Source organism: Caldivirga sp. MU80, from assembly GCF_001663375.1.
In the GTDB taxonomy this organism is placed as follows: domain Archaea; phylum Thermoproteota; class Thermoprotei; order Thermoproteales; family Thermocladiaceae; genus Caldivirga.
Genome location: NZ_LCTF01000061.1, coordinates 1 through 3,459, shown reverse-complemented (window position 1 = coordinate 3,459; position 3,459 = coordinate 1). Strand labels below are relative to the sequence as shown.

The following is a 3,459-nucleotide window of genomic DNA, read 5'->3' as shown; positions in this document are numbered from 1 at the left end:
TGAACATGTTAGCACCGGCAATATTACATATTTGTTTATAATCTATTATTCTAGGAAATACTTAAATAATACAATCCTTTGGGCATTTATTAAAGCATTGATCTTAACCATATGTTACCTCATATTGTTATAAAGGTTACGCAGTTAGCCAGTACCACGCTTAGGTAAGATTATTCATACGCCTATGGGAGTATTGCCACGTTTCAATATTAACCTTGCTGGTCTTATCTCCCTTTTCAACGGGTCTAGGATTAACCCAAATATTTCAAGCGTTACCGTGCCTAGCAGGTTCTCATCCTCACTCTCACCTAGGATCACAGGGGTGTGTCTCACTCCATAGGGTGGTAGCTCTATTATAGCCTCTGAGACTCCCCTTTCAATCATGGTTCCATCAGCCAAAACCAAGGACACCCTTGAAATCTCCCTCAACCCCAATATCTCCCAAACCTCCCTCTTCAAAACAGTGTAAAATGCACCTGAATCCACTAGGAACCTAACCCTCTCACTTCTACCATCCTCGCTCCTCACAACCCCCTCCACGTACACTAAGCCCATATACCATAAAACATACAACCCATTTAAAGACCTTACTGCGCTCATTAACCATGCCATCAGCTTAATGAATGTTCATACAGCTTAAATATCAAATTATTTTATCCATCCTTCCGACCATGGAATAAAACATGACCATAGCAAAAAAGAAATCATAGTTTAAGTTTAAAAGTAATATTAGCCTATGCTTACCTTCTTCTCATTGCGATTATTGCTGCTACTGCTGCTACGACTACTACGATGGCTACTATTCCGGCTACTAATGCTGTGCTGATTACTGGTTTTGTTACTGTTACTGTGGTTACTGCCGTGGTTGTTGATGCTACTGTTGAAGTCACAGTACTAGTCACCGTTGCCGTAGTGGTGACTGTTGAAACAGCAGTAGTGGTAGTCGTGGTTGTAGTGGTTGTTGTAGTTGTTGATGTGGTGGTAACAGGAGTAGTAGTTGTAGTAGTGGTGGTTGTAGTTGTTGTGGCTACTGGAGTGTATGGTATATGGAAGTATGAGGCTACACACTCCTGAACCTTCACATCCGGGCTTGGTAAGCCTAAGTATACTGCGAATTCACGCAACTGCGGGTTAGTCCAAAGCGAACCATTAGCAATAGCCTGGGCTAGTGGTGGTACCTCACCTGGAGGGGCGAAGGCACCCAACAGCACGTAATACAGTGGGCCGTAATTCCACCAATAATTGGCAAAACCACCAATGGAGTAGGTGGCTATTGGTGGTAGGCAATTGTACGTCCAGTTAATGTCAGCCACAGATTTAGCATATATGTACGGTGAAATCTTAGAGTAGATGGGGATCATCGGCACAAAATAGTAGTACCACGCAAAAATAACCTTCACTGCATTAGCATAATCCTCACTACCTGGGGCTGCTGCGTTGAAGTATACTTGCCAGTTTGTTAGGTTAATGTAGCCGAGTGTTGAGTTAACGCACCACACTATGGTGCTGTTGGGTAGGTGCATTGATGAAGGAGCCGTAACGGGCGTACAAGTACCATTAGGCCACTGGAAAGGCCAAACATTACTACCCTTAGTGTAGGCGGAAATAGCCGCCCCAGTCCAATACCAGGGGTTACTTAGCCTCACCCAGACGCTGTAATACGATGAACCACCACCTAGACCTGTTGTAATAGCCTCATATTGACCATTCGGTACTATGGTACCAAAAAACACGCCCACATCCTGTCCAACCAACTTGGCGTTTATGCCGAAGGATTGTAGTTGCATCACGGCGTCACTGGCCATTGTCATCCAGTCGGTGTAGCCGCTTGGTGCAAGTACCTCCAGTGTTAATTGTGTTCCGTTTGGTGTGTACCAGTATCCTCCCTTCTTGTAGAAGCCTAGGCTTTGAAGCATTTGAGAAGCCTTAGTCCAGTTGTAGCTGCATGGTATTATGAACTGCCTAACATCAGGCGGATAAGTATCGATAACCTCAGGCACTACTGGTTCAGGGTAGTAATCAGGGTGGCTGATTGCTAAACCCCACGCTTCTGCAGTCTCAGTCCTATTAATAACGTAACATAACGCCTCCCTAACCTGAGGAATATTCCAAGGATAGTAGTGAGGATTAACAGCAATACCCATGGTAAAGAAGCTAGGCCCGAAGTATATGCCTATACCATGCTGCTCAAGCACCTCAACCTGCTGCATTGAGAAGCCAGCGGAACCCCAGGTACCCTTACCCGCTAAGTATGATTCAAGGGCTACAGTATTAGACCCCCATATAGCCTCGTAGGTTGGGTCGTAGTAGTACCAATCAGCCAGCGGGAATATCCTAAACCAATCACTAAGTAGATTACTTGGTTCAAGGGTAATTAACATGTAATTACTGCTAAAGTAGGTTAAGTAATATGGAAATAGTCCCCAATAAGGCACAACAAACTTAGTAATATTATCGCTGAATTTAATAGCTTGAGTAGTATTCATGGCCTTAAGTTCATTAACAATTGGCTCCCAGACAGGCCAAGGCGTACTCATGCATGTCGTCAATACGTAATACAGCCGTAGGGCTGTCCATTTTTGAAATAGAAATTGGATAGTATAATTATCAATAACCCTTACATCCTCATCAGCATATTGAGGTAACATGTATGGGCGATACCAGCCGAAGGCTTTAATACCGATGTAAAACCTAGCATATGCATCCCAGGCTGTGAATGGTATTGTGGCTGAGCCGTTGAACCAGTAGAAGCCAGGCCTAAGGTGAACGGTCAAAATACCTGAACCATTAGGAAGAACCTGAATAGTCCAGTTATCAGCCAAAACAGGCAAATAACTGTTCGTCATAGAATTATAGAATGCGAGAGGTAGGTACGTCATAGCACCAACTATACTGCAACCAGCAATAGTAGTTGGACTATATGGATTGTAAATTGGCGTACCAGGAGCTATTACCCAGGAGGTACCGGCCACGGGGAATATGATTTGTGGCTTCTGTTGGGCTTGGGCTATGTTTATACTGTATGCTGCTACCACCACCATCACAACCGCCACCACCAAAAACACGTACACTTTACCAGTAAACATGCAAACAAGGTGATTAACACCTTTTTAACAGTTACCGTAAATAGATTAAGGCAATACTATATATCCATAGTGATAAATTTTAACTAATACGCTAACAAGTGGATGAACTTTAACACTTTACTTGAAGTGCCTAGCCATCTCCTCATTACCGGGCATGTTCAGTATTGCATCTATGACTTGATTCACTTGCTCATTAGACTTAGTCCTTGGATCCACTATAAGCCAGTTGAATAAGGCATCCCTACCGCCCTCCAGGAATGCGTCAATGGCCCACTCGGCCCTGGTTATCCTGGGTATTATAGCGTACCTAAGCACCCTGCCCCATGCCTTGGGTAGGTTGCTGAAGCTTAACCTATGAATGCCCTTACCATCT

General features: G+C 44.0%; 2 protein-coding genes and 1 pseudogene. All 3 read right to left on the bottom strand.

Going from position 1 to position 3,459, the window contains the following annotated elements:
* Positions 1-174: 174 nt before the first annotated feature.
* Positions 175-555: an aspartyl protease family protein gene (locus AAX04_RS11365; RefSeq protein ID WP_066798366.1), complete on the bottom strand. Its 381-nt coding sequence runs from the start codon at positions 553-555 to the stop codon at positions 175-177.
* 185 nt (positions 556-740) lie between these two features.
* The gene (locus AAX04_RS11360; protein ID WP_066798361.1) at positions 741-3,086 is read right to left on the bottom strand and encodes an ABC transporter substrate-binding protein; all 2,346 of its coding nucleotides are present in this window, start codon (positions 3,084-3,086) and stop codon (positions 741-743) included.
* Between the two features lie 117 nt (positions 3,087-3,203).
* Positions 3,204-3,459: pseudogene (locus tag AAX04_RS11355) on the bottom strand (alpha-glucosidase/alpha-galactosidase); the annotation flags it as partial.

Bases quoted from the DNA above. Each gene is read 5' to 3' on its own strand.
- AAX04_RS11365 (WP_066798366.1), bottom strand. From the start codon at position 555: ATGGGCTTAGTGTACGTGGAGGGGGTTGTGAGGAGCGAGGATGGTAGA.
- AAX04_RS11360 (WP_066798361.1), bottom strand. From the start codon at position 3,086: ATGTTTACTGGTAAAGTGTACGTGTTTTTGGTGGTGGCGGTTGTGATG.